Annotated in this window: 24 protein-coding genes; 12 read left to right on the forward strand and 12 right to left on the reverse strand. The window is 53.9% G+C overall.

What is annotated here, in order from left to right; all coding sequences use genetic code 11:
- Positions 1–17 precede the first annotated feature (17 nt).
- The 4 genes from glpA to SK34_RS04005 all read left to right on the forward strand — a co-directional run bounded on the left by glpA (position 18) and on the right by SK34_RS04005 (position 5,216).
- Complete coding sequence (gene glpA, locus SK34_RS03990) at positions 18–1,646, forward strand: anaerobic glycerol-3-phosphate dehydrogenase subunit A (protein WP_003845117.1); 1,629 nt, start codon at positions 18–20, stop codon at positions 1,644–1,646.
- Complete coding sequence (gene glpB, locus SK34_RS03995) at positions 1,636–2,895, forward strand: glycerol-3-phosphate dehydrogenase subunit GlpB (protein WP_016150686.1); 1,260 nt, start codon at positions 1,636–1,638, stop codon at positions 2,893–2,895. Before glpA ends, glpB begins: the two co-directional genes overlap by 11 nt.
- On the forward strand, positions 2,892–4,082 hold the full coding sequence (gene glpC / locus SK34_RS04000; protein WP_048232425.1) for an anaerobic glycerol-3-phosphate dehydrogenase subunit GlpC: 1,191 nt from the start codon (positions 2,892–2,894) through the stop codon (positions 4,080–4,082). Before glpB ends, glpC begins: the two co-directional genes overlap by 4 nt.
- 183 nt (positions 4,083–4,265) lie before the next feature.
- Positions 4,266–5,216 (forward strand): Rpn family recombination-promoting nuclease/putative transposase, encoded by a 951-nt coding sequence (locus SK34_RS04005; protein ID WP_048232427.1) that lies wholly within the window; start codon positions 4,266–4,268, stop codon positions 5,214–5,216.
- 43 nt (positions 5,217–5,259) lie between these two features.
- Here the strand turns inward: SK34_RS04005 and yfaU are convergent, their stop codons facing one another.
- The 6 genes from yfaU to SK34_RS04035 all read right to left on the reverse strand — a co-directional run bounded on the left by yfaU (position 5,260) and on the right by SK34_RS04035 (position 11,468).
- Positions 5,260–6,063, reverse strand: coding sequence for a 2-keto-3-deoxy-L-rhamnonate aldolase (gene yfaU / locus SK34_RS04010; RefSeq protein ID WP_003027625.1), 804 nt, complete (start codon positions 6,061–6,063; stop codon positions 5,260–5,262).
- A 14-nt stretch (positions 6,064–6,077) separates the two neighbouring features.
- Complete coding sequence (locus SK34_RS04015) at positions 6,078–7,367, reverse strand: MFS transporter (RefSeq protein WP_003839398.1); 1,290 nt, start codon at positions 7,365–7,367, stop codon at positions 6,078–6,080.
- A 56-nt stretch (positions 7,368–7,423) separates the two neighbouring features.
- Complete coding sequence (gene rhmD, locus SK34_RS04020) at positions 7,424–8,629, reverse strand: L-rhamnonate dehydratase (protein WP_003027631.1); 1,206 nt, start codon at positions 8,627–8,629, stop codon at positions 7,424–7,426.
- Positions 8,630–8,642: 13 nt separating this feature from the next.
- Positions 8,643–9,425: an IclR family transcriptional regulator gene (locus SK34_RS04025; RefSeq protein ID WP_003027633.1), complete on the reverse strand. Its 783-nt coding sequence runs from the start codon at positions 9,423–9,425 to the stop codon at positions 8,643–8,645.
- Between the two features lie 218 nt (positions 9,426–9,643).
- The gene (locus tag SK34_RS04030; RefSeq protein ID WP_048232429.1) at positions 9,644–10,846 is read right to left on the reverse strand and encodes a nicotinamide mononucleotide deamidase-related protein YfaY; all 1,203 of its coding nucleotides are present in this window, start codon (positions 10,844–10,846) and stop codon (positions 9,644–9,646) included.
- Positions 10,847–10,925: 79 nt separating this feature from the next.
- On the reverse strand, positions 10,926–11,468 hold the full coding sequence (locus tag SK34_RS04035; protein WP_003027640.1) for a YfaZ family protein: 543 nt from the start codon (positions 11,466–11,468) through the stop codon (positions 10,926–10,928).
- A gap of 317 nt (positions 11,469–11,785) precedes the next feature.
- Here SK34_RS04035 and nudI point away from each other — a divergent pair, with 317 nt between their 5' ends.
- The 8 genes from nudI (at position 11,786) to arnF (ending at position 19,872) form a co-directional block, all read left to right on the forward strand.
- Positions 11,786–12,211, forward strand: a complete 426-nt coding sequence (nudI, locus tag SK34_RS04040) for a nucleoside triphosphatase NudI (RefSeq protein WP_003027643.1) — start codon at positions 11,786–11,788, stop codon at positions 12,209–12,211.
- Positions 12,212–12,495: 284 nt separating this feature from the next.
- Complete coding sequence (gene arnB / locus SK34_RS04045) at positions 12,496–13,635, forward strand: UDP-4-amino-4-deoxy-L-arabinose aminotransferase (protein WP_003027645.1); 1,140 nt, start codon at positions 12,496–12,498, stop codon at positions 13,633–13,635.
- 2 nt (positions 13,636–13,637) lie between these two features.
- Positions 13,638–14,621: an undecaprenyl-phosphate 4-deoxy-4-formamido-L-arabinose transferase gene (gene arnC, locus SK34_RS04050; RefSeq protein ID WP_003027648.1), complete on the forward strand. Its 984-nt coding sequence runs from the start codon at positions 13,638–13,640 to the stop codon at positions 14,619–14,621.
- Positions 14,618–16,600, forward strand: coding sequence for a bifunctional UDP-4-amino-4-deoxy-L-arabinose formyltransferase/UDP-glucuronic acid oxidase ArnA (gene arnA, locus SK34_RS04055; RefSeq protein WP_044714032.1), 1,983 nt, complete (start codon positions 14,618–14,620; stop codon positions 16,598–16,600). Before arnC ends, arnA begins: the two co-directional genes overlap by 4 nt.
- Positions 16,597–17,499, forward strand: a complete 903-nt coding sequence (gene arnD / locus SK34_RS04060) for a 4-deoxy-4-formamido-L-arabinose-phosphoundecaprenol deformylase (RefSeq protein ID WP_048232431.1) — start codon at positions 16,597–16,599, stop codon at positions 17,497–17,499. Before arnA ends, arnD begins: the two co-directional genes overlap by 4 nt.
- On the forward strand, positions 17,496–19,154 hold the full coding sequence (arnT, locus tag SK34_RS04065; protein ID WP_048232432.1) for a lipid IV(A) 4-amino-4-deoxy-L-arabinosyltransferase: 1,659 nt from the start codon (positions 17,496–17,498) through the stop codon (positions 19,152–19,154). The genes arnD and arnT overlap by 4 nt, the downstream gene beginning before the upstream one ends.
- Positions 19,151–19,486, forward strand: coding sequence for a 4-amino-4-deoxy-L-arabinose-phosphoundecaprenol flippase subunit ArnE (gene arnE / locus SK34_RS04070; protein WP_003027661.1), 336 nt, complete (start codon positions 19,151–19,153; stop codon positions 19,484–19,486). Before arnT ends, arnE begins: the two co-directional genes overlap by 4 nt.
- Positions 19,486–19,872: a 4-amino-4-deoxy-L-arabinose-phosphoundecaprenol flippase subunit ArnF gene (gene arnF, locus SK34_RS04075; RefSeq protein WP_048232433.1), complete on the forward strand. Its 387-nt coding sequence runs from the start codon at positions 19,486–19,488 to the stop codon at positions 19,870–19,872. The genes arnE and arnF overlap by 1 nt, the downstream gene beginning before the upstream one ends.
- A 2-nt stretch (positions 19,873–19,874) precedes the next feature.
- On the opposite strand, the gene pmrD is transcribed toward arnF, so the two are convergent.
- The 6 genes from pmrD to menD all read right to left on the reverse strand — a co-directional run bounded on the left by pmrD (position 19,875) and on the right by menD (position 25,914).
- A complete protein-coding gene (gene pmrD / locus SK34_RS04080; protein ID WP_003839377.1) occupies positions 19,875–20,138 on the reverse strand; it encodes a signal transduction protein PmrD in 264 nt (87 codons plus the stop codon).
- Positions 20,139–20,233: 95 nt separating this feature from the next.
- Positions 20,234–21,658 carry an o-succinylbenzoate--CoA ligase gene (menE, locus tag SK34_RS04085; protein ID WP_048232434.1) on the reverse strand — a complete coding sequence of 475 codons (1,425 nt, stop codon included), beginning with the start codon at positions 21,656–21,658 and terminating at the stop codon, positions 20,234–20,236.
- Positions 21,655–22,617: an o-succinylbenzoate synthase gene (gene menC / locus SK34_RS04090; RefSeq protein ID WP_003027669.1), complete on the reverse strand. Its 963-nt coding sequence runs from the start codon at positions 22,615–22,617 to the stop codon at positions 21,655–21,657. Before menC ends, menE begins: the two co-directional genes overlap by 4 nt.
- Positions 22,617–23,474 (reverse strand): 1,4-dihydroxy-2-naphthoyl-CoA synthase, encoded by an 858-nt coding sequence (gene menB, locus SK34_RS04095; RefSeq protein ID WP_003027671.1) that lies wholly within the window; start codon positions 23,472–23,474, stop codon positions 22,617–22,619. The genes menC and menB overlap by 1 nt, the downstream gene beginning before the upstream one ends.
- Before the next feature lie 14 nt (positions 23,475–23,488).
- Positions 23,489–24,247 (reverse strand): 2-succinyl-6-hydroxy-2,4-cyclohexadiene-1-carboxylate synthase, encoded by a 759-nt coding sequence (gene menH, locus SK34_RS04100; RefSeq protein WP_048232436.1) that lies wholly within the window; start codon positions 24,245–24,247, stop codon positions 23,489–23,491.
- Positions 24,244–25,914: a 2-succinyl-5-enolpyruvyl-6-hydroxy-3-cyclohexene-1-carboxylic-acid synthase gene (gene menD, locus SK34_RS04105; RefSeq protein ID WP_048232437.1), complete on the reverse strand. Its 1,671-nt coding sequence runs from the start codon at positions 25,912–25,914 to the stop codon at positions 24,244–24,246. The genes menH and menD overlap by 4 nt, the downstream gene beginning before the upstream one ends.
- Positions 25,915–25,973: the final 59 nt, after the last annotated feature.

Below are 25,973 nucleotides of genomic sequence, written 5' to 3' on the forward strand. Positions count from 1 at the left end.
AACTGTGAGGAAAAACAATGAAAACTCGCGACTCGCAAACAAGTGACGTGATTATCATTGGTGGAGGAGCAACAGGTGCAGGGATCGCACGCGATTGTGCGCTGCGCGGGTTGCGCGTCATCTTAGTGGAACGCCACGATATCGCCACAGGTGCGACCGGGCGCAACCACGGCCTGCTGCACAGCGGTGCACGCTACGCCGTCACCGATGCTGAATCTGCCCGTGAGTGCATCAGCGAAAACCAAATTCTGAAACGTATCGCCCGCCATTGCGTTGAGCCAACGGACGGTCTGTTTATTACCCTGCCGGAGGATGAGCTCTCCTTTCAGGCGACCTTTATTCGCGCCTGTGAAGAAGCAGGGATTCGCGCAGAAGCGATTGACCCTCAGCAGGCACGTATTATCGAACCTTCCGTGAATCCACAGCTGATTGGTGCGGTAAAAGTGCCGGACGGCACGGTTGATCCTTTCCGCTTAACCGCCGCCAACATGCTGGATGCGCGTGAGCATGGCGCGGTTATCTTAACGGCGCATGAAGTGACAGGACTGATTCGCGAAGGCGCGACGGTTTGCGGCGTTAACGTGCGCAATCATCTGACGGGCGAAATGCAGTCCCTGCATGCACCGGTTGTCGTTAACGCCGCCGGGATTTGGGGTCAACGCATTGCGGAATATGCCGATCTGAGCATCCGTATGTTCCCGGCCAAAGGTTCGTTGCTGATTATGGATCATCGCATTAACCAGCATGTCATCAACCGCTGCCGTAAACCGTCTGACGCCGATATTCTGGTGCCAGGCGATACCATCTCATTGATCGGTACCACCTCGCAGCACATTGATTACGATGATATCGACAGCAACCGCGTCACCGCAGAAGAAGTCGACATTCTGCTGCGTGAAGGCGAGAAACTGGCGCCTATTATGGCGAAAACGCGCATTTTACGCGCCTACTCCGGCGTGCGTCCGCTGGTAGCCAGCGACGACGATCCCACCGGGCGTAACGTCAGCCGTGGGATTGTGCTGTTCGATCACGCAGAGCGTGACGGACTGGAAGGGTTTATCACCATTACCGGCGGCAAACTGATGACCTACCGCCTGATGGCGGAGTGGGCTACCGATGCCGTTTGCCGTAAGCTGGGCAATACCCAGCCTTGCACAACCGCAGACACCGCGTTGCCTGGCTCACAGGAATCTACCGAGCATACGCTTAAACGCGTTATTTCGTTACCTGCGCCGCTACGCGGTTCGGCAGTCTATCGCCATGGGGATCGTACCCCAGCGTGGCTGAGCGAAGGCCGTCAACATCGCAGCCTGGTCTGTGAATGCGAAGCGGTCACCGCAGGCGAAGTGCAATACGCCGTCGAGAATTTAACCGTCAACAGTCTGCTCGATTTGCGTCGCCGTACCCGCGTCGGAATGGGGACCTGCCAGGGCGAATTGTGTGCCTGTCGCGCCGCAGGTTTGCTGCAACGTTTTAATGTCACTACCGCAGCGCAATCCATTACCCAGCTTTCCGACTTCCTCAACGAACGCTGGAAAGGTGTGCAGCCTATCGCCTGGGGAGATGCACTACGCGAAAGCGAATTCACTCGCTGGGTTTATCAAGGGTTGTGTGGTCTGGAAAAGGAGCACCAGGATGAAATTTGATACCGTCATTATCGGCGGCGGCCTCGCTGGACTGCTATGCGGCCTGCAACTGCAAAAAAGCGGACTGCGCTGCACGATTGTTACCCGCGGCCAAAGCGCCCTGCATTTTTCCTCCGGCTCACTGGATTTGCTCAGCAGCTTACCCGATGGTCAACCGGTGACGGATATAGAAGCGGGTTTGAATGCGCTGCGCACTCAGGCACCCGCACATCCGTATAGCACCATCGGAACGCAGAACGTTCTGGAACTGGCCCAGCAGGCGCAAAATTTACTGGAAGAATGCGGAACGCATTTGCAAGGCAACGTGCATCAGGCACATCAACGTGTTACCCCGCTGGGCACCCTGCGCTCAACCTGGTTAAGTTCCCCGGAAGTACCGGTCTGGCCGCTGTCCGCGCAGCGTATATGCGTTGTAGGGATTAGCGGGTTACTGGATTTTCAGGCGCATCTCGCCGCGGCGTCATTACGCCAACGTAATCTCAGCGTCGAGACGGCAGAAATCGAACTGCCGGAACTGGATGTCCTGCGTGATAACCCAACCGAGTTTCGCGCCGTTAATATTGCGCGCCTGCTGGATAACGAAGATAAATGGTCGCTGCTCTATGACGCATTGCTGCCAATGGCAAAAACCTGCGACATGATAATCATGCCGGCCTGCTTTGGTCTGGCAGATGAGCGGCTCTGGCAGTGGCTTAACGAGCGCCTCCCCTGCTCGCTGACACTGTTACCGACCCTACCACCTTCGGTACTGGGCATGCGTTTACACAACAAATTGCAGCGCCAGTTTGTGCGCCAGGGCGGTGTGTGGATGCCGGGTGATGAAGTGAAGAAAATCACCTGTCAGGACGGCGTGGTCAGCGAAATCTGGACCCGAAATCATGCCGATATCCCCTTGCGGCCACGTTTCGCCGTGCTCGCCAGCGGCAGTTTTTTCAGCAGCGGGCTGGTCGCCACGCGTGAGGCAATCCACGAACCAATCCTGGGACTGGATGTACAGCAAACAGCTACCCGCGCCGAGTGGTATCAGCGTGACGTTTTCGACCCACAACCGTGGCAACTGTTTGGCGTCACAACCGATGCCACATTGCGCCCATCACTGGCGGGAAAAACGATAGAGAACATGTACGCCATCGGTTCCGTCCTCGGCGGATTCGACCCTATCGCCCAGGGTTGCGGAGGCGGCGTGTGCGCAGTCAGCGCCTTACATGCCGCACATCATATTGCGAAACGTGCAGGAGGACAGCAATGAGCGACACACGTTTTGAAAGTTGTATCAAATGTACGGTGTGCACCACCGCCTGCCCGGTAAGCCGCGTCAACCCGAGCTACCCGGGCCCTAAGCAGGCCGGCCCGGACGGTGAACGTCTGCGCCTGAAAGATGGCGCACTATATGACGATGCGCTGAAATACTGCATCAACTGTAAGCGCTGCGAAGTGGCCTGTCCGTCAGACGTGAAAATCGGCGATATCATCCAGCGCGCGCGCGCCAAATACGACACGACGCGCCCATCGCTGCGTAACTTCGTCTTAAGCCATACCGATTTAATGGGTAGCGTTTCCACCCCCTTCGCCCCAATAGTGAATACCGCCACCTCACTAAAACCGGTACGTCAGTTGCTGGATTACGCGCTAAAAATCGATCATCGCCGTACGCTGCCGAAGTACTCCTTTGGTACCTTCCGCCGCTGGTATCGCAGCGTTGCCGCCGAGCAGGCGCAGTATCAGGATCAGGTCGCCTTTTTCCACGGCTGTTTTGTGAATTACAACCATCCCCAGCTTGGCAAAGACCTGATCAAGGTGTTGAATGCGATGGGAACCGGCGTGCAACTGCTGAGTAAAGAGAAATGCTGTGGCGTGCCGCTGATTGCTAACGGATTTACAGATAAAGCGCGTAAGCAGGCGGTCAGCAACGTGGCCTCACTTCGGGAAGCGATTGATGGCAAAGGCATTCCGGTGATCGCCACCTCATCAACCTGCACCTTTGCGCTACGCGATGAATATCCGGAAGTGCTGGATGTCGACAACTCAGGCCTGCGCGAACACATTGAGCTGGCAACCCGTTGGCTGTGGCGCAAACTGGATGAAGGCAAAACGCTACCGCTGAAAACGTTGCCGTTGAAAGTGGTCTACCACACGCCCTGCCACATGGAGAAAATGGGCTGGACGCTCTACACGCTGGAGCTACTGCGACAAATTCCGGGGCTGGAGCTGACGGTGCTGGATTCGCAGTGCTGTGGCATTGCCGGAACCTACGGCTTTAAAAAGGAAAACTACCCGACTTCACAGTCTATTGGCGCACCGTTATTCCGCCAGATTGAAGAAAGCGGCGCGGATATCGTCGTCACCGACTGCGAAACCTGTAAATGGCAGATTGAGATGTCTACCAGTAAGCGTTGCGAACATCCTATCACCCTGCTTGCCAAAGCGTTGGGGTAACTCAGTTGCCCGGTGGTGTTTGCTACCGGGCATTTTTGCGCTTCCAGTTCCGCTTATTTGAATACGTTGCAGTCGGGCTTATTTATCTCTGATTCACCCACGCAAAAAATCAATTTCTCATATGCAGCGCTTGTTAAAAGTAGATACCGTCACGCCATATTCTCTTTCTGGTGACGGACTACCATGGCTAAACCCACTACATCCACACCGCATGATGCGGTTTTTAAAAAGATCATTTCTTATCCTGAGATGGCCCGGGATTTTCTGGAGATTCACCTCCCCGCCACATTACGTGAGATATGCAATTTGCAAACGCTGAAGCTGGAGTCCACCAGTTTTATCGAACAGGATCTCCGCGCTTACTACTCCGACGTATTGTGGTCGCTAAAAACCCACGAAGGTGACGGCTATATCTATTGTGTCATCGAACATCAGAGTACAGCCGTGCAGCACATGGCATTCCGCCTGATGCGCTATGCCACCGCTGCGATGCAGCATCATCTTGATGCCGGGAATAAAACGCTGCCGCTGGTGATCCCAATGTTGTTTTATCACGGTCAACAAAGCCCCTATCCCTGGTCACTCAACTGGCTGGATGAATTTGACAATCCACAGCTGGCACGACAGCTTTATTCAGAAGCCTTTCCGCTGGTCGATATTACCGTGATACCTGACGATGAAATCGTGCAACATCGGCGTGTTGCGCTGCTTGAGTTGATGCAAAAACATATCCGCGATCGTGATTTGATGGGATTAGTGGACCGACTGGTCTCGTTATTAGTTACAAGCACCGCTAATGACAGCCAGCTACAAACGCTATTAAATTACCTGCTACGGTACGGCGACGTTTCTCACGTCAACGAATTTATCCATAAAGTTGCCGAACGTTCCCCTCATAACAAGGAGAGGCTGATGACAATCGCAGATAGGCTCAGACAAGAAGGTCACCACGATGGGCTGCAACAAGGGTTACAACAAGGATTAGAACAAGGATTAGAACAAGGAGTACAAAAAGGTACGCAAGAAGAAGCAACACGGATTGCTCGCATGATGCTGGAACATGGTATTGATCGTGAAATCGTACTGGGCATTACCGGTTTTTCTGCTGACGACGGGGCGGCTAGCAACCATTAGCACAGATCTCAGGCCCGATAGCCTTATACCATCGGGCCTGATATTAGTAACTGCTTTTTAACGTTTGTGCTGATTTCTCCGGCTTAAACATTGCCAACCGGCGATCCAGCGCTTCGGTATAAAGCATGGTATCGACGCCTACAGCGACAAAATTCGCGCCCCACTGCAAACATTTTTGCGCCATTGCCGGATCGACCGCGAGGAAACCGGCGGCTTTTCCGGCTGCGCGGATACGGCGAATGCTTTGCTCGATGATCTCTTGTACTTCCGGGTGTCCGGTGTTATCCGGATAGCCCAGTGATGCAGAAAGATCCGCCGGGCCGATAAAGACACCGTCAATACCTTCAACGTCCAGAATCGCATCCAGATTATCCAGTGCGGCTTTACTCTCCACCTGCACAAGCAGGCACAGTGATTCATTGGCCCGTTCCATATAATTGTCGATACGTCCCCAGCGCGCCGCCCGCGCCACGCTGGCACCAACGCCACGCTCCCCGAGTGGTGGATAACGAGTCGCAGAAACCACCTGACGCGCCTGCTCCGCACTGTCGACCATAGGAATCAGCAACGTCTGCGCACCAATATCCAACACTTGCTTGATCAACGCTTTACTGCCCTCAACGGGACGGACTACCGGCTGACTGGCATAAGGCGCAATCGCCTGGAGCTGGTGGTAGAGATCCTGCACCGTATTCGGCGCATGTTCACCATCAATCAACAGCCAGTCGTAGCCCGACGTCGCGGCAATCTCTGCCATGTAGGAGGTGGTCGAACTGAGCCACAGGCCAACCTGGACTTCCCCTTTCCGCAATCCTTCTTTGAAGGGGTTTGATAACAATGCGTTCATAACGATCCTTACAATTAATGATGCACAGTACCTGCTTGTGAAACCGAACGGTTCACACTCAGCGTAAAGATGATAAGCGAGCCAATCATCGCGACGCCCGCCAGGACCAGCAGACCTGCCGCATCGCTGGCAAACAACGTTTCAGCTTTGACGCGCAGAATGGGGGCAATAAAGCCGCCTACGGCACCAAACAGGTTGACGAAGCCGATCCCCGCCGCCAGAGCTGTCCCGGAAAGAAGCTGCGTTGGCATCGTCCAGAACACCGGCTGTACGGCGATGAAACCAACCGCAGCGACGCAAAGCGCCACGATCGCCAGTACCGGTGAAACCAGCCCGGACAAGCCAATGCCAATCCCGGCCGCCAGCAGTGTCAGCGCAGCAACGTTACGTCGATCGCCAGTGCGATCGGAATAACGCGGAATAAGCCAGGTGCCAAACAACGCCGCTACCCACGGTATCGCCGTCACGACTGAAGCCGTAAAGCCGACCTTTGTTCCCAACAATGCGGCAACCTGAGTGGGCAGGAAGAAGATCAAACCATACACCGCGACCTGAATCGTCAGATAGATGATCGCCAGTTGCCAGACGCGGCCATTACGCAACGCGTCCGACAGGCGCGAAGTGACCTTTTTCTCCTCTTCACTCGCCAGTTGGCTAATGAGTGCAGCCTTTTCCTCGGCGCTAAGGAAACGCGCTTGCTGTGGCGTGTCGTCAAGCCAGAAGAAGGTAAAAACGCCTGCACCTACAGCCAGTAAACCTTCGATAACGAACATCCAGAACCACCCCGGATGTCCCATAAAACCGTGCATCTCCAACAGTGCACCTGAAAGCGGCGATCCCAGGGTTAATGCCAGCGGCGCACCCATGTAGAATAGCCCCATGATGCTGGCGCGATTACGCTGGGGGAACCACTGCGACGTCAGGTATATCATACCGGGGAAGAACCCTGCTTCTGCCGCACCCAGCAGAGTACGGATGACCAGAAACTTTGCTTCTGTGTCCGCCCATGCCATCGCCGCGGAGAGAAATCCCCATAGTAACGTGGTGGTGCCAATCCAGGTTCTGGCGCCAAATTTACGCATCAACAGGTTGGCAGGAACGCCCAGAAAGGCGTAAACCACAAAGAAAATCCCCGCCCCCAACGCATAAGCCTCATTGCTCAGGCCGGTATCAATCTGATAGGTCTCTTTGGCAAAACCGATGTTCGAGCGGTCAAGAAACGCCAGCACATACAGCGCCAGCATAAAGGGAATCAAACGGGCGCGGTTTTTCTTCACCACACCGTCAAGTAACGTGGTACTCATCGCAAGATCCTCAAAGAAATGAGGGCGTTGCCGTGGCAATGGCAACGCACAGGTCATTAGTGGCTATAAGGGCGCTTCAGATTGCAGTCGCGGTTAAGTTCGACGCCAAATCCCGGTTTGTCGAGCACCGACTTATGAATGCGGCCATTGACGGGTACGGGTTCGTCCAGAAGGATCGGATCAAACTGTGGACGCATCGTTGAACAATCCGGGCTGGTCATCAAAAACTCACTGAATGGGGTGTTGGTGAACGTAATCACCGCATGATGCGAGTAGACCGATGAGCCATGCGGCACCACCAGCTGTCCGCGTGATTTTGCAATAGCGGCAATTTCTACTAACGTGGTTAACCCACCGCACCAGCCTACATCCGGCTGCATGATGTCGATGCCGGTTTCAGATAGGGTGCGGAAAGATTGTAGCGTTCCATGGTGTTCACCGCTGGTGACCATCATCCCTGCAGGAGCGTTGCGTTTCAGTTCGCGATAGCCTTCATACTGCTGCGGTGGCAGACACTCTTCGATCCACTTCAGATTATACGGCGCGCAGGCATGAGCCAGTTTGGTGGCATAGTTCACATCCTGACTCATCCAACAGTCGAGCATCAGCCAAAAATCAGGGCCACATTTTTCGCGCATATCAGCGACCATTGCTGCATCTTTGCGGATCCCGGCATCCCCATCGTGCGGTCCCCAGTGAGTTGGCATTTTGCCGCCAATAAAGCCCATCTCCTTTGCCAGATCCGGACGCGCGCCCGTCGCGTAGAATTGAATTTCGTCTCGTACCGCGCCACCCAACAACTTGTAGACCGGTAACCCCACCACTTTGCCGAACAGATCCCACAGCGCCAGATCTACGCACGAGATGGTGTTCATCACCAGACCGCCAGATCCGGAGTAATACATTGTTGCGCCGAGCATCTGGTCATGAATGAGTTTGATATCGCTAACGCATTTCCCTTCGATAAAACGATTGAGATGCTTTTCTACAATAAAGCAACCCATCTCCCCTGCCGTCGACACGGCAAAACCGGTCTGCCCGTTCTCAGCTTCTACCTCAACAATCAGCGTTCCTAACACGTTGATACCAAAGGACTGACGCGATTGTTCGTATTCATGATATTTACTCATTGGCGTGGCGATATGATCGTCAATCCAGTGGTTAGCGCCCTGATCGTGATAGTCACCACCGCCAGCGCCTTTTTCCGCCGTGGCACCACCGGTAAACCAGGCGCGGACGTGTTTAATTTTAGGTAGGGTCATGATGTTCTCCTTTTTATGAAGCAAGTGAGTCGAAGGGACTTTTCCATCCCAGCAGGCGTGAAATATCTTTGGCGCAGGAAATCGCTTTACCAGCCAGATAATCACGGTTCTCTTCGTTAATTTGCAGACGCGTGCCAACCACTGAAATCGCGGCGGTCAGCTCATTGCTAGCGTTAAAAACTGGCGCAGCGACGCAGCGAACATCGGGATAATCTTCGCCATTATCAAAGCTCCATCCACGCTGACGAATACGCTCAAGCTCGTCCTTCAACTGCTGTGGTTTGGTGATAGTGGTCGGCGTTGCCTGTTCCCATATCAGTTGTTCAATAATGGCTTTACGTACGGCGGCAGGTTGCCAGGCCAGCAGACATTTGCCGATACCCGAGCGATAGAGCGAAAGACTTTTCCCTTCGTGGGAGCGCACGCTGATAGTCGATGACGACTCTACTTTCAGGATGTAATACGCGCTTTCGTGGTCGATGATCCCCAGATGGCAAAGCAGTCCGGTCTCATCCATCAGTTGTGTCAACCGTGGACGGGCCAGTTCACGTAAATCCATCTTGCTCAGGGCATGTCCCGACAGTTCAACCAGCTTGGTCCACAGGCAGTAATTCTCCTGATGATCAATGCTGATGAAGCGTTGACGTTTCAGTTCGTTCAGTAATAGATACGCGGTACTTTTTGGAATACCCAGCGTTTCTATGATGATGGCGGCACTGCATGGGCCGATACGCGCAATGAGATTGAGTATTTCAATCGCCCTGGTGAGCGCGGGAACTTTACTTGATTCCAACATACTGGACTCCAGTCTGAGATACTGGAATCAGTGTGGTGAGTTAAGGTGGTTAAAATTGTGAAGTGCATCAAATCCTCCCGCTCTTCCAGTAGGCTGGAGAAAAAACGAGTGCAATTGTGAACTAACGCACAGATTTTTTTACAGGGAGTACAATAGGTTGGACTGAAAATGGGAAGGCCAGCATGCCTTCCCATTACGAGAAGTAGAGAGAGAATAAATCAGGCAGGTAGCATCAGAGATTCCACTACGTCGATCCAGCCGTGCTCACTGGCAATATCCTGTCCGTTAAGCCAACGGCGCAGCATATTTAGCGCCATCATTGCGCACACTTCCTGACGAATCGACAAGCTGTAGCGATTAGCGTTCAGCCGAACGCGCAAACCATATGTCCCATTGGGGGCGGCCAGCGCAAAGTTAATATGTTCGTTTTCGAAAGCTGATATCGCCAAAGCCAGCCCGGCATAATGTTTGCTACGTCGCTCGGTTACCCAATGCGCCGTTTGCGCCAGCGTTTCTTCCTGGGGCGGAACAACTTCGCTCGCCAACAACGGAGCATTAGCGCGAGAAAGCTGCAACGCGACCAGACCACCGGTAAATTGTTCGCTCAGCGTCAGACTGTATTGTCGTTCCTGTAACGTGCGGGCAATTTGTGCAGGCAAACCTTCCGTACCTTCAAAAATCATGTTTTGCCCGGCAACCTTTTTCACCTCAGGCCACAGCGCCAGCATCGCTTCGCGTTGGGAATCCGGCCCGGTCAGCTTCAGCTCAATAATCGGCATTGAGGAGCGATATCCCATTGTTACGCCCGGTGGCAAAGTCAGCGGATCCAGGCTCTGTGCCAGGTCGCTTTCAGAACGGCCAAAGGTGGTTAATCGCAGGCATAACGGGGGCTGAGCCAATGAGAAACGCTCACGCAAACGCGGCAGAATCTCATGCTCAACCATGACTTTGAATTCTGACGGTACACCCGGTGTAAAGAACATCAGGCAGCGGTTAAGCTTCAGGGCGAACCCGCACGCGGTACCCACCGGATTATTGATAAACTCAGCGCTGGCCGGAAGTTCAGCCTGTTTGCGGTTACTTGGCGCCATCACGCGGCCACGATCGCGGAAATATCGCTCCATCTCGGTCAGCCATGCTTCATGCAGCACCAGCCCTTCGCCTTTTGCCGTTGCCGCTGCCAGCGCGCTCAAATCATCGCTGGTTGGCCCCAAACCGCCATTAACGATCAGTACATCGGCGTGTTCGCTACGCTCACGCAAAACAGAGACTAAATCGTTAAGATTGTCACCTACCGTGTTGCGGCGTGTTAGCGGTAAACCCTGATTAAAGAAAAAATCGGCCAGCCAGGCGGCATTGGTGTCGACGATTTGTCCGTGCAACACTTCATCCCCGGTGGATAGCATCTCCACGTTTAACATCGTGTTCTCCTGCTTTTATGATGAAAACACTATAACGCATGGAGGGGGGAAGGCGCGACTGAACGCCGCGCCAGAAATGTTAGAAGCTGGCGTTAACCCCAACGTACGGGCCATCAGCAATTGCGTTATCACGGTTACCGTCTTTACCTGCCAGGTTCAGGTAACGATAACCGGCTTCGATGCTCAGCGGACGCATAATAGTCAAACGCGCACCGGCATTTGCTTCTTCATAGCTGTCGATACCGCTGGAAAGCGAATCAGGAGAGTAATAGTACTCACCAAACAGACGAATGCTGTCGCCGATCGGCCACTGTAAACCACCACCGACAGCCGCAGCATAACCTTCATCGCCATCGTTTGGATTGGTATAAACACCTTTACCACCAACGGTCGCCAACAGTGGACCCAGCGGGATATTCAAACCCAGGCCCAGCCCAGCAACATCGCCGTCGTCATCATTATGCATCCAGTTGCCGCTGACGGCCAGACCAGTGGTCTCAGTACCCATACCGAATCCAAGGTTGGTGTAGTCTTCGCCAGCCTGACCATTGATGCTAATCGCGTTTGCCGAAGCGGAAACAAACAGCATTCCGGCAAAACCCAACAGTAAACTTTTTTTCATTTTCTATCCTTTCCTGCAAGAATCAAAACATAGCCCCAAAACCGGTGAATTGTACTGTCAGATGACGAGGAATCAATGAGCTAAAAAAGCGATGCAAGACCATATTGTAACTAAATACTACTTAATGAGATTAGATAAGGTTAAATTTTTGTATGTAATCTATCGTTTGCATCCCTGAACGCCATTTTCAACAACAATCAATTTTTCCTCGCCCGTACGGACTTAATCGTCGATGAAGCGTTTTTTCTCCAGCCAGCAAAAGGTAAGATAGGTGGATGATGGAATTCTTAATACCCGCCCCTGCAAGGACTTGACCTATGCGCCAAAGAACAATTGTTTGCCCATTAATTCAAAACGATGGCTGCTATTTACTCTGCAAAATGGCTGACGACCGCGGTGTGTTTCCCGGTCAGTGGGCGCTTTCTGGCGGTGGCGTTGAGCCGGGTGAGCGCATCGAAGAAGCTTTGCGCCGGGAAGTGAGAGAGGAGCTGGGCGAGCAGCTGGTGTTATCAGAAATTACGCCATGGACTTTCAGTGACGATATTCGTACTAAAACGTACGCGGATGGCAGCCAGGAAGAGATTTATATGATTTATCTCATCTTCGATTGTGTGGCAGCTAATCGTGAAGTGAACATTAACGAAGAGTTCCAGGCGTTCGCCTGGGTTAAAGCGGAAGATCTTGGCACCTACGACTTAAATATCGCCACACGTAAAACGTTAACCTTGAAAGGGTTACTGTAAGTCCCCCGAGTTTAAACGTAATATAAACAATGATCACATTAGCGGTATTGCTCTCAGCATTCAGCAACAGAGAACAATACCGCCATAATGACTAAAAACTCTTTATATTCAAACAAATAAACCACTCCCCACTGTCTTTGTTATTATCTCCCAAACCTTAAACCCTTAAGGATAAATTAACCTTCGGCCATTAACCTTTGTAGCCTGATGAAATAATTAACGACGCCCCTGTTTAGTCCTAAAAATAAAACTTCGGTAGCGTTAAATGGCTTGAAGGAATAATGATGTCTGACTTTTTGCCTTTCTCTCGCCCAGCAATGGGTGCTGAAGAGCTTGCCGCTGTAAAAGCGGTGCTGGACTCTGGATGGATAACCACTGGCCCGAAGAACCAACAGCTGGAAGAAGCCTTCTGTCAGCTCACAGGAAATCAACACGCTGTCGCCGTCTGCTCTGCCACGGCAGGTATGCACATCACACTGATGGCGTTGGGCATAGGTGCAGGCGATGAGGTCATTACGCCGTCGATGACGTGGGTTTCCACCCTCAACATGATTGTCTTGCTGGGTGCGACGCCAGTCATGGTCGACGTCGACCGCGATACACTTATGGTCACACCTGAGCAAATTGAAGCCGCCATTACCCCACGAACCAAAGCCATTGTTCCAGTACATTACGCAGGCGCCCCCGCCGATCTTGACGCAATTTATGCCATTGGCGAGCGTTATGGCATCCCGGTAATAGAAGATGCGGCCCATGCCGTAGGGACATTGTATAAGGGCCGTCATGTCGGGGCGCGCGGTACGGCAATCTTCTCGTTTCACGCCATCAAAAATATCACCTGCGCAGAAGGTGGACTGATTGTTACCGACGACAGCCAGCTTGCCCAGCGGCTTCGCAGCCTGAAGTTTCACGGTCTGGGCGTTGATGCTTTTGATCGACAAACCTATGGCCGGGCACCGCAGGCCGAAGTGCTTGCGCCAGGATACAAATACAACCTGACGGATATCAATGCCGCTATTGCGTTGGTACAGCTGAATAAGCTGGAGCAACTGAATTCACGCCGGGCGCAAATTGCCCAGCAATATCAGCAGGCGCTGGCTGATACGCCATTTCAACCGCTGGACCTGCCCCGGTGGCCGCACGTTCATGCCTGGCACTTATTCATCATTCGTGTTGACGAAACCCGCTGCGGGCTGAGCAGAGATGCCCTGATGGAAGCGCTGAAGACTAAAGATATCGGCACCGGTCTGCATTTTCGTGCAGCCCATACGCAAAAATATTATCGCGAACGCTTCACTACCCTTTCGCTCCCAAATACTGAATGGAACAGCGCGCGCATCTGCTCGCTGCCGTTATTCCCAGACATGACCGAAGCGGATACCCAGCGGGTCATTACGGCACTTCGCGAGATTGCAGGACAATAATCATGTTTGAAGCAGCACCAATCAAAAAAGTCTCGGTGGTCATTCCCGTTTTTAATGAACAGGAAAGCCTGCCAGAGTTAATCAGACGCACCAGCGCCGCCTGCGAGAAATTGGGTAAAGACTATGAAATTCTGCTAATCGACGACGGTAGCAGTGACAATTCCGCTCAGTTGATGATGAATGCCTCCCAGGCACCAAACAGCCATATTGTTTCTATTTTGCTGAATCGCAATTACGGACAGCACTCGGCGATTATGGCCGGTTTCAGCCATGTCACTGGCGACTTGATCATCACACTGGATGCCGATTTGCAGAACCCGCCGGAGGAGATCCCTCGGTTGGTCGCCACAGCAGATGAGGGGTTTGATGTGGTGGGCACGGTGCGCCAGAACCGGCAGGACAGCGTATTTCGTAAGACCGCCTCACGAATGATCAACCATCTGATCCAACGAACCACCGGTAAAGCAATGGGCGACTACGGCTGCATGCTACGCGCCTATCGCCGTCACATCGTCGATGCCATGCTGCATTGCCAGGAGCGCAGCACCTTTATCCCTATTCTGGCCAACATTTTTGCCCGTCGCGCTACGGAGATCCCGGTACATCATGCAGAGCGCGAATTTGGTGACTCCAAATACAGCTTCATGCGTCTGATCAACCTGATGTATGACCTGGTGACTTGCCTTACCACAACACCGCTTCGCATGCTGAGTCTGTTGGGCAGCGTGATCGCCGCCACGGGCTTTACCTTATCAGTCTTGCTTGTTGTTCTGCGCCTGACGCTCGGCCCACAGTGGGCCGCGGAAGGGGTATTCATGCTGTTTGCCGTCCTGTTTACCTTTATCGGCGCACAGTTTATTGGCATGGGTTTACTCGGCGAATATATCGGTCGCATCTATAACGATGTCCGCGCCCGCCCCCGCTATTTTGTTCAACACGTTATCCGCCCACAAACCACGCAGTCAACCGAGGAAAACCGCGCATGAAAGCCGTCGTATTTGCCTATCACGATATGGGATGTCAGGGTGTCCAGGCCTTGTTGGATGCAGGTTATGAAATCGCTGCCATTTTTACGCACACCGACAATCCGGGTGAAAAAGCGTTTTTTGGATCTGTTTCCCGCCTCGCGGCCAGCGCCGGTATTCCGGTTTACGCCCCTGACGAGGTTAATCATCCCCTGTGGATTGAGCGCATTAGCCAACTGGCACCTGATGTTATCTTCTCGTTCTACTATCGCCATTTACTGAGTGATGAGATCCTCAGCATTGCCCCTAAGGGTGCATTTAATCTGCACGGCTCGCTACTGCCCAAATACCGTGGCCGCGCACCGCTGAACTGGGTACTGGTCAATGGTGAAACCGAAACCGGCGTCACGCTTCACCGGATGGTCAAACGCGCGGATGCCGGTGCCATTGTTGCCCAGCAGCGGGTTGCTATTTCGCCCGATGATGTGGCGTTAACGCTGCACCATAAGTTGTGCCAGGCTGCGCGTCAGTTACTGGAAGAGGCGCTGCCCGCGATTAAAACGGGAGATTATGCAGAACACCCCCAACAGGAAGCAGAAGCGACCTGTTTTGGTCGCCGTACGCCGGAAGATAGCTTCCTCGACTGGAACAAACCAGCCGCAGAGTTGCATAACCAGGTACGCGCCGTCAGCGATCCATGGCCGGGCGCATTTAGCTATGTTGGTACGCAAAAATTCACCGTCTGGTCGTCACGTGTTTGCAAAAATGACCGCGCAGCCCAGCCAGGAACCGTCATCTCCGTTTCGCCTTTGCTGATCGCCTGCGCTGATGGCGCACTGGAGATTATTACCGGGCAAGCTGGCGATGGTATTGCCATGCAGGGGTCACAGCTGGCGCAGGTTCTGGGCCTGGTACCAGGTTCTCGCCTGAACAGCCAGTCAGTTACTACCGCTAAACGCCGTACTCGCGTGCTGATCCTTGGCGTCAATGGCTTCATTGGTAACCATCTGACCGAACGCCTGTTGCAAGAAGACAATTACGAAGTGTATGGACTCGACATTGGCAGCGACGCCATTAGTCGTTTTCTGCAGCATCCACGATTCCATTTCGTCGAAGGCGATATCAGCATTCACTCCGAATGGATTGAATATCATGTGAAAAAATGCGACGTCGTGCTGCCGCTGGTAGCGATCGCCACGCCAATCGAATATACCCGCAACCCGCTGCGCGTGTTTGAGCTCGATTTTGAAGAGAACCTGAAAATCATTCGCTACTGCGTGAAATACCGTAAGCGCATCATTTTCCCGTCAACCTCCGAAGTCTACGGCATGTGTACCGACAAAGTTTTTGATGAAGACAGCTCGAACCTGATCGTCGGCCCGGTGAATAAACCACGCTGGATCTACTCCGTTTCCAAGCAGTTGCTGGACCGCGTAATTTGGGCATACGGCGAAAAAGAGGGATTGCGCTTCACCCTGTTCCGTCCGTTTAACTGGATGGGACCGCGTCTGGACAGCCTTAACGCCGCGCGTATCGGCAGCTCACGCGCCATTACCCAACTGATCCTCAATCTGGTGGAAGGTTCACCGATTAAGCTGATTGAAGGCGGTAAGCAAAAACGCTGCTTTACTGATATTCGCGATGGTATCGAAGCCCTGTACCGCATCATTGAAAACGAAGGCGGACGCTGCGATGGCGAAATTATCAACATCGGTAACCCGGAGAATGAGGCCAGTATTCAGGAACTGGCAGAAATGCTGCTTACCTGCTTTGAAAAACACCCATTACGCAACCACTTCCCACCGTTTGCCGGTTTCCGTGACGTCGAAAGCAGTAGCTACTATGGTAAAGGTTATCAGGACGTTGAGCATCGTAAGCCCAACATTCGTAATGCAAAACGCTGCCTGAACTGGGAGCCCACTATTGAGATGCAGGAAACGGTAGAAGAGACGCTGGACTTCTTCTTACGCAGTGTGGATATCACGGAACACACATCATGACCAAAGTAGGCTTGCGCATTGATGTCGATACTTTCCGGGGGACGCGCGAAGGTGTGCCCCGCCTGTTGGAGACATTGAACCGGCATAACGTTCGGGCAAGTTTTTTCTTTAGCGTTGGACCTGACAACATGGGGCGCCATCTCTGGCGTCTTGTGAAGCCACAATTTCTGTGGAAAATGCTGCGCTCAAACGCAGCATCGCTCTACGGATGGGATATATTGCTCGCGGGAACCGCGTGGCCGGGAAAAGAGATTGGCCAGGCCAATGCGGCGATCATTGCGCAAACCGCCCTGATTCATGAAACCGGTTTGCATGCCTGGGATCACCATGCCTGGCAAGCGCGAAGCGGAAACTGGAATGATAAACAGCTGATTGATGATATTTCACGAGGCATTACCGCCCTTGAAGCCATCATCGGACAACCGGTTACCTGTTCTGCGGTTGCCGGATGGCGTGCCGACAACCGCGTCGTCGAGGCAAAAGAAATGTTCCATTTACGCTATAACAGCGACTGTCGGGGAACGTCTTTATTTCGTCCTGTACTGGCGTCCGGGAAAACAGGTACGCCGCAAATTCCCGTCACGTTACCAACATGGGATGAAGTGGTTGGTCAGGAGGTCCAGGCGGTGGACTTCAACGCTTATATTCTCTCCCACATCCAGATGAGCAGAGGAACACCGGTGTACACCATTCATGCGGAAGTTGAAGGCATCGCCTTTCATCAGAATTTTGACGAGCTGCTTACTCGCGCCGCCGACATGGGGATGACATTTTGCCCGCTTGGCGAGCTGTTACCAGACGATATCAGCACGCTGCCAACAGGGCAGATCGTGCGGGGAAAAATACCGGGCAGAGAGGGATGGCTCGGCTGCCAACAACCGGTGAGTGCGACACAATGAAACCTGCTGCCCGCTACACTCTGGCCTGTATCGCGTTTATTGCGCTGTATTTTATTCTCCCTATCAACAGTCGCCTGCTCTGGCAGCCTGATGAAACGCGCTATGCCGAAATCAGTCGGGAAATGCTGACGTCCGGCGACTGGATCGTGCCGCACTTTTTAGGGCTTCGTTACTTTGAAAAACCCATTGCCGGATACTGGTTAAACAGCATCGGGCAATGGCTATTTGGCGCTAATAATTTTGGCGTCAGAGCGGGGGCTATATTTGCCACCTTGCTGACGGCGCTACTGGTAGCCTGGCTTGCCATGCGGTTATGGCAGGATAAGCGTACCGCCGTACTCTCTTCTGCTATCTTTTTAACGTTTTTCTCGGTTTACAGCATCGGCACCTACGCGGTACTTGATCCCATAATTGCGCTTTGGCTGATGGCGGGCATGTGCTGTTTTTGGGAAGGCATGCAGGCCACCACCAGAACGCGCAAAATCATCGCTTTTTTGCTGTTAGGGTTAACCTGCGGCATGGGCGTGATGACCAAGGGCTTCCTTGCGCTTGCCGTTCCTGTGCTCAGCGTACTGCCGTGGGTTTTCGCACAAAAACGCTGGAAAGATCTCATACTCTACGGTCTGCTGGCGGTTATCGGCTGCGTCGTGATTGTGCTACCGTGGGGAATAGCGATTGCCCAGCGTGAGCCGGATTTCTGGCATTACTTCTTCTGGGTTGAACATATTCAACGCTTCGCACAGGATGATGCCCAACACAAGGCTCCCATCTGGTACTACATTCCGATATTCGTGGCTGGCGCATTACCATGGCTCGGGCTGCTCCCCGGCGCGCTGCGTACGGGCTGGCGTGAGCGGGATGTTCCGCGCAGCGCGCTGTACCTGTTAAGCTGGATTGTCATGCCAATCCTGTTTTTCAGCATCGCCAAAGGAAAACTGCCGACCTATATTCTTTCTTGCTTCGCCCCGCTGGCGATATTAACGGCGCGTTTCGGCCTGCAGGCCGCGGAAAAAGGCTCCGCCGCACTGCGTGTGAATGGCTGGATCAACGTGCTGTTCGGCGTGACCGGCATTGTCGCCACATTTATTGTTTCCACATTGGGTCCGTTAAAGACGCCGGTCTGGTCGCATATCGAAACGTATAAGGTGTTTTGCGCGTGGGGCATTTTTATCACCTGGGCACTGTTCGGCTGGTATACGCTAAATAACCGCGAGAAGAACTGGAAATTCGCCGCGCTGTGTCCGCTGGGACTCGCGCTGTTGTTTGGTTTCTCAGTCCCTGACCGGGTGATGGAGTCTAAACAGCCGCAGTTTTTTGTCGAGATGACTAAAGAGTCGCTGGAGTCGAGCCGTTACATTCTCACCGACAACGTTGGCGTTGCCGCAGGGCTGGCCTGGAGCCTGAAGCGTGACGACATCATGATGTACGGCCAAACGGGCGAGTTAAAATATGGCCTCAACTACCCGGATGCTCAGGGGCGCTTTGTCAGTCGGGAAGACTTTGCCGACTGGTTAGCGCAACATCGTCAGCAAGGAAATATTACGCTCGTGCTCACGATTGATAAGGATGAAGATATTAATCAACTCGCTATCCCTCCCGCTGATTACATTGATAATCAGGGGCGACTGGTCCTGATTCAGTATCGGCCAAAATGATCTGGATAGCCTTAGTTCTCGCCAGCCTGCTCAGCGTCTGCGGCCAGCTATGCCAGAAGCAGGCGACCCGACCGGTGTCCGTTCGTGCGCGAAAACGCCACGTCACGCAATGGATTGGGCTTGCTCTGGCAAGCCTCGGTCTGGCCATGCTGCTATGGCTGGCGGTACTGCAGAACATTCCTGTCGGTATCGCCTACCCCATGCTGAGTCTTAACTTTGTATGGGTGACGCTGGCCGCGTGGAAAATCTGGCGCGAACCCGTCACTACACGCCACTGGCTGGGGGTTGGGCTGATCATTACCGGCATCTTTATTCTTGGGAGCGCAGTGTAATGGGCATCTTTTGGGGATTATGTAGCGTTATTATCACCTCTGCAGCCCAGTTGAGCCTCGGCTTCGCAATGGATAATCTGCCGCCAATGATGCAGCCGCTGGAGTTCATCTCCGTCGTATTATCTCTCAGTATTGGAGCGTTTGCTTTATCTGCCGGGCTGGCAGGCTATTTGCTGTCGGTTATTTGCTGGCATAAAGCCCTGCACCAGCTCGCGCTGAGCAAAGCTTATGCCCTGCTCAGCCTGAGCTATGTGCTGGTTTGGGTTGCATCAATGATTCTGCCCGGCTGGCAGGGAACATTTTCAGTAAAGGCGCTGGTTGGGGTACTGTGCATCATGGCGGGTTTAATGACGATTTTTCTGCCTGCAGACAAGCACCGGCGCTGAGCTCATTTATCTGCCGACAGTCGTAACAGGCGCTCCCATTCGTCACATATGTACTGTCTGGCATCGATTATTTTAATCACGCGGGATACATCGCGATTAACACAATACTGCGCATCTTTCAGCGGTGAAAGAAGATCGCCAGGTTTAACCCGCTCGAAAGATTGCGCCTCAGCGAGCATCTTAAGCGAACCACCACTATCGCAAAGTACGATATAGAGCCTCTCTGCTTTCTTGTGACAGCAAGACTTCTTCACATGCCATTCCATAGCGCACCTTTTGTTAAAAAATTTCACAATAGGTTACACTTCAGCAGATAAACAAAAGGACAATAGCTGCGGAATGACAAAAATGAGAAATGTAATTAATGCTTTCTTAATGTTAATGATGAAGCACTTACCCAATCCGACAACGCACGACGCGAGATTTTTATCCCTCCGGCTTTAAGCTCGGGTGGCAATGTCAACCAACATACCGGTTGCTGAAAGCGGGCCAGCTTATCTTTTACCCACTCTGCCAGATTAGTTTCTCCAGCATTAGCGTCATACTCAACGACCGCCACCGGGCGATGGCCAAATTCTTTGTCTTCTATCGGCACAATAAAGGCCTGCAGAACATGTGGATGTGCGGCAATCACGCGTTCCACCTCTTCCGGCTGTATGCCTTCCCCGCCGCTAAAGAACAGATTGTCCATACGGCCGACAATGGTTAACTTGCCGTCCTTCAACACGCCGCGATCGCGGGTTGCAAACCAGCCTTCCGCGTTCACTAAAGGCATAAGCTGTCCGTTACGCCAGTAACCTTGCGCCATGCTGGCGGCTCGTAGCCAAACTTCGTCATTAACGATCCTGACTTCCCGCCCCGGTAAAGCAGAGCCCACATCCGCCAGGCCATCTGCCTCTTTCGCACAAACCGTAGAAGCAAACTCCGTCAATCCGTAACCGCACCAGCAACGAATCCCCTGTTCACGCGCCTGTTCCGTCAACTCAACAGGAATTGCCGCACCGCCCAGCAGCACCGCTTTTAGCGTGACTGGCGTGTTATTAACAAGTAAGCGCCACAGTTGCGTGGGCACCAGTGAAGCGTGAGTGCATCCAGCCAGCATTTGATCCAGCGGCTGTTTGTCGCGCACGGTCATTCGCGCCCCGGCGAACAACCATCGCCACAAAATGCCCTGCCCGGAAACATGAAACAGCGGCAATGAGAGCAGCCAGTCATCCTCAGCACCAAACGGCATTAATGACAGTACGCCCTGCGCGCTTGCCAGATGCGCCTGACATGTATGCAGCGCCGCCTTTGGTAATCCGGTAGAACCTGAGGTTAACGTCATCGTGCTCAAACGCTCGGGCAACCATGCGGCGGCGTGATAGCCTGGCAACGACTGCATCTGTAACGGACTGAGTTCCGGGAGTGCGATAGCAGCCTCCAGATCCAGCGCAAAACGTAGCGTTAAGTCCGGGACCAGCGCATCAAGCAGCGACTGAGGCAACTGTGGGTTCACAGGTAAAACCCGCGCCCCACACTGCAGCAGCGCGAGCCAGGCCAGCAAAGCGCGCGGATGATTCCAGGCGCGAAGCAGGACGCCATCGCCTTCTTCCACGCCCTGAGCGGCAAAACCGCAGGCCAGATGGTCGATGCGCGCGCAGAGCTCGCTCCAGCTTAATACCTCGTCGTTGAGGCGTAAGGCTGGCGCCTTCGCACGAACCTGTCGCCAGTGACGCCACGGCCAGTCACTGGGTTGTATCAGGCCCGATAAGCTCACGCTATCGGGCATTTCCTGCTGGGTCATAGCAGACGTTCCAGCGCATCAACGTCGATACACGGCAACGCGCTACCCGGCCAGGTGCGTACCTGCTGGCACTGCATCAGGCTCAGGGTATCGAGACCCGGGATGGTTTGCGGCGTCAACCAGGCAGCAATTCGCGCCAGCTGGGTTAAGCCCAGACTCGACTCGATTGACGAACTGATAACGGCAGTAAGACCAAGCGCATGCGCCGCTGCCACCTGTTCACGGACTTTATCGAGACTGCCGGTCAGCGTAGGTTTGATAACCACAGCCTTGACGCCCTCTTCGGCTTCGAAGGTGAAATCCGCTTCACGCAGACTTTCATCCCAGGCGATGGCAATGCCGGTTTCACGCGCGAAGGCACGAGAATCATCACGGGTTTTGCACGGTTCTTCGAGGAAGGCAATGCGTCCGCGGTACTCCGGATTAACGTATTTCGCGAACTGCTGAGCTTTCAACGGCGTCCAGGCCCGGTTGGCGTCAAGTCGCAAATGCAGCTCCGGGATCGCCTCAAGTAACAGATTGGCTACCATGCCGTCGCGAACCGCTTCATACAGACCGACCTTAATCTTCGCCACTTTTTCGCCCGGCATGTCCGCCAGTTGCAGTACCAGATCGTCAGGATCGCCCGTACACAGCGGTGCAGCACGATAGTCTGCGTCCTGTGGCAATACGCCAGCCAGTTCGGCCAGCGCACAGCTTACGCCAAAGGCGACCGAAGGCAGTTGCGGTAAGGAGGCATCCCCTTGCAGCCAGCCTTTCACCCAGGCCAGCAACTCGGTTTGCGCTTCTTCCCAGCTTTCCTGACTGAAGCCCGGCAGCGGGGAGATTTCTCCCCACCCTTCACGCTCACCGTCACGAAGACATACGTATAACCCGTCACGCGTTTTTAACCGCCTGTCGCGCAGAATCACCCCCGCGTCCATGGGGATCTGCCAGCGGTATACCTGCGCGCTACGCATTACGGATTCCGTTTGAATTTGCTGAAATCAGGCTGACGTTTCTGGTTAAAGGCGTTACGGCCTTCCTGACCTTCTTCCGTCATGTAGAACAGCATAGTGGCGTTACCTGCCAGCTCCTGCAGACCTGCCTGACCATCACAGTCGGCGTTCAGTGCAGCTTTCAGGCAGCGCAGCGCCATTGGGCTGTTTTGCAGCATTTCGCGACACCAGCGTACTGTCTCTTTTTCCAGATCCGCCAGCGGAACCACGGTGTTGACCAGCCCCATATCCAGCGCCTGTTTCGCATCGTACTGACGGCACAGGAACCAGATTTCACGCGCTTTTTTCTGACCGACGATGCGCGCCATATAGGAAGCGCCCCAACCGCCGTCGAAGGAACCGACTTTTGGACCGGTCTGACCGAAGATGGCGTTTTCAGCCGCAATGGTCAGGTCACACATCATGTGCAGCACATGACCGCCGCCAATGGAGAAACCTGCAACCATCGCTACTACCGGTTTCGGACAGGTACGAATCTGACGCTGGAAGTCCAGTACGTTCAGGTGATGCACACCGGAGTCATCCTGGTATCCGCCGTAGTCGCCACGTACCTTCTGATCGCCGCCTGCACAGAACGCTTTATCGCCCGCACCGGTCAGAATAATTACGCCGATGTTGTCATCATAGCGAGCATCCGCCAGCGCCTGGATCATCTCTTTCACGGTGACCGGACGGAAGGCATTGCGTACCTGCGGACGATTAATGGTGATTTTTGCGATACCGTCGGTGGATTTCTCGTAAAGAATGTCGGTATAGCCTTCAGAGCAATCGTGCCATTCTACCGGTGCGTAAAGCATTGTTTCATCAGGATAGATCATAAAATGTCCTATAGTCAGCGACGCAGAATCTGAGCCAGACAGTCCACTACACCCGCGGGGTTGTCCCGATGCGCGTTGTGTCCGGCATTACGAAACACATGGTTTGGTACTGATATTTCCGCCGCCAGAGCGCGGAATTTATCGTCACGTTCACCACATAAATAATAAAACGGAAATGTGCGCGTCGTGAGTTGCGCACGTAAATCAGGTTGTACGGCAAGCGAGGTGGCCTCCAGCATTGCCGCCAGCGTTTGCCCATTATTCTGGCTACGCAGAGCGACCAGCGCCTCTCTTTGTACCGTGTTCAGCGAGGAAAAAACGGGCTGTTGATACCAGTCATTAAACACCTCACGTAGCGGCTCTGCGCGAAAACGCGCAGCCCAGCGGCCATCCGAGAGACGACGCTGAACGCGCGCCTCTTCGCCTTGCAAGCCTGGATGTCCACCTTCAACCACCAGACCACAAAGCCCAGGCATCTCCTGACAGGCCGCCATCATCGCGACTCTGCCACCAAGAGAGTATCCCACCAGCCAGTAGTTGTGTATGTTGTAACTAAGCAAAGTGTTACGCAGCAAAACGTTTACGTCATCGAATCCGCTCACGCTGATGTCAGCGGAGCCACCGTGTCCCGGCAGATCGATGTATAGCCGCGAATAATCCTGAAACGCTTCGCCGACCGTCTGCCATTCCCGACAATCGCCAGAAAAACCGTGCAGGAAAACCAGCCAGGGAAATCCCGTCTGGCCCTCTTTCGCCTGCGCATGCAGGATCATAGATGACTTACCTGCGCCAGCAGTTGCTGCAAGGTTTGCGCCCCGTCAGTTTCATTCACCACCAGCTCAATCACCGTGGCCGCAGGAGTACGCCAGGCGTTAGTCAACGCGCTCTCCAGTTGCTCCCAGTTTTCCGGGCGCTGGTATTTAAGGTTAAACATGGCGGCAGCATGCTCGAAATGTACGTTCTGCGGCATCAGATAGAACCGTTCGCGTTCGCTGGCTGGCGTCGGCAGTAGAGAAAAAATCTGTCCGCCGTTATTGTTGACCACTATCAGGACAAACGGTGCAGAAACCTGACGCAATAACGCCAGCGCATTCAGGTCATACAATGCAGATAAATCGCCAACAATCGCCAGCGTCGATTTCGCGCTGGCACGCTGTACACCTGCTGCCGTTGACAGCAGACCGTCAATACCGCTCGCGCCACGGTTGCTATAGACCGGGTAACCAGCCGGAAGCTGCGACAGCGCATCAATCAGGCGTACCACCAGACTGTTACCCACGAACAGCTGCCCCTGCTCCGGCAAGTATTCGTGAATACGGTGGGCTAATTGCGCTTCACCGAACGCCTCACGACGGGCTTCTACCGCCTGCCAGGCCAGTTGTGCCAGGCGAGGGATTTCCACGTACCAGGGCTGACGTTTCTCCGCCGGATGCAGCTCCAGCCAGTCGCCAACTTTCGCCACCAGCCTGCGGCCACGATGGTGAGCCGGATCGAGGCGGCCTTCGATATTATCGACAATCCAGTATTCCTGCGGATCGCAACTGGCCTGCCATTGCAGGAGTCGTTTTCCGGTCAGGCTGCTGCCAAGCTGCACCACAATCTGCGCCTGCTGTAACTCAGCTACCGCTTTCGCATTTCCCAGCCACAGGTCGGCGCACGGCAGCGGTTGTCCGGTTTGCGACAGAACATCACCAATCAGCGGCCAGCCTAACGTCTGCGCCCACTGCGCAACTTTCTTACCTTCTTCAGCGCTCATGCGGCCCGCAATGACTACGCCGCGTTTTTGTCGCCAGAAAAACCAGTCGCGCTGTTTGTCGCTTTCCAGCCGACGCGCTTCTCGCAGCCAGGGTTTATCGTCCTGCCACCAGTCGCCGAGGCGCTGCTGCCAGGCAATCCCCGTTTCGTCCATATCGCCATACAGCGGTTCCGCAAACGGGCAATTGATATGAACCGCCCCGCTATGCAGGGTTGCTAACGCATTATCAATAGTGGACACCAGCCAGCTTGCCGGAATGTCCTGAGTGGGACGCGGTAAAGAGAGCGTTTGCGATGGATGCGAGGCAAACATTCCGGCCTGACGAATCGCCTGGTTCGCACCACAGTCGATAAGCTCTGGCGGTCGGTCTGCCGTAAGTAAAATTAGTTTTTCACCGGTCAGGCCCGCTTCAATCAACGCGGGATATAAATTCGCCACCGCGGTACCGGACGTCACAATCACGGCGACAGGCTGACGGCTAACTTTTGCCAGACCTAAGGCCAGATGCCCAAGACCACGCTCGTCAAAATGGGTGTGGTGGATGAATGCGGGGTTTTCCGCTGCCGCCAGCGTCAACGGTGTAGAACGAGAGCCAGGGGCAATGCAGACATGCCTGACGCCGTGGCGAGTGAGTGCTTCCAGAATGACCGCCGCCCAGCGTCGGTTAAATGCGCTTACTGACATGAGATTGTCCGGTATCAATATTGCGACACAGTATAAAGAATCGAATAAATGGATTTTTG

It is taken from the genome of Citrobacter sp. MGH104 (assembly GCF_001034485.1).
Classification (GTDB): Bacteria; Pseudomonadota; Gammaproteobacteria; order Enterobacterales; family Enterobacteriaceae; genus Citrobacter; species Citrobacter freundii.